We start from the raw sequence: 1104 nt of genomic DNA, 5'->3' as shown, positions 1-1104 counted from the left end.
GGTACGGCGGATACGGGCGTTCATCATGTTTCTCCTGTCGGGTCCCGCGGCGAGAGCCGCGGTCGTACGGGGATCGGGAAGGTGGTCTGCGGGGACGGCTCAGTCGACGGTCACGACCACGGAGTGCCATCCACTGGCGCCGTCCGGGATGGTCCGGGTGCGCCGGTCGGTCTGGAGCCGTCCGGTGCGGTCGGTGGCGCGCACGGTGAGGGTGTGGCTGCCCTTGGTGGCCTGCCAGGGGAAGGACCACTGGCGCCAGGTGTCGCGGCTGTCCTCGGCGGCGAGCCGGGCCTCCTGCCAGGGCCCGTCGTCGACCCGGACCTCGACCTTGTCGATGCCGCGGTGCTGGGCCCAGGCGACCCCGGCGACCATGACGGTGCCGGTCTTCGGGCGGGCGAAGGGCTTGGGGGTGTCGATGCGGGACTGCGTCTTGACGGGCGCCTTGCGGGCCCAGCCACGCTTGACCCAGTAGGGGTCGTAGGCGTCGAAGGTGGTGAGTTCGATGTCCTCGATCCACTTGCAGGCGGAGACGAAGCCGTAGAGGCCGGGCACCACCATGCGGACGGGGAAGCCGTGGGCGAAGGGCAGCGGCTCGCCGTTCATGCCGACCGCGAGGAGGGCGTCGCGGCCGTCCATCACGTCCTCGACGGGGCTGCCGATGGTCATGCCGTCCACCGAGCGCGCGACCAGCTGGTCGGCCGGGCCGCCCTTCGAGGGAGGGCGGACCCCGCACTCGGCCAGCAGGTCGGCCAGGCGTACGCCGATCCAGCGGGCGTTGCCGACGTAGGGGCCGCCGACCTCGTTCGACACGCAGGTGAGGGTGATGTCCCGTTCGATCAGCTCGCGCCGCAGCAGGTCGTCGTAGGTGAGCGTGCGGGGCCGGGTGACGCCCTTGCCGTGGATGCGCAGCCGCCAGGAGGTGGCGTCGACCTTCGGCACCACCAGCGCGGTGTCGACCCGGTAGAAGGAGCCGTTCGGCGTGGTGAAGGGGCTGATGCCGGGGATGCGCAGGGCCGCGCCCCGGGGTACGGCGGCCGCCGGGGAGGCGGGGGCGGGCAGCCTCACGTCGCGTCGGGAGGCCACCGCGTCCCGGCCGGCGGCGCC

At 73.1% G+C, this 1104-nt stretch carries 1 protein-coding gene; it reads right to left on the bottom strand.

Features of this window, described 5'->3' with window-relative positions; genetic code table 11:
* Window positions 1–99 precede the first annotated feature (99 nt).
* The coding region (locus M8J74_RS44170; RefSeq protein WP_249841770.1) for a sulfite oxidase at window positions 100–1104 on the bottom strand (1005 nt) is incomplete at its 5' end.

It is taken from the genome of Streptomyces panaciradicis, assembly GCF_023516615.1.
GTDB lineage: Bacteria > Actinomycetota > Actinomycetes > Streptomycetales > Streptomycetaceae > Streptomyces > Streptomyces panaciradicis.
The sequence above is the reverse complement of the archived record's forward strand: the minus strand, read 5'-3'. Positions and strand labels throughout refer to the sequence as shown.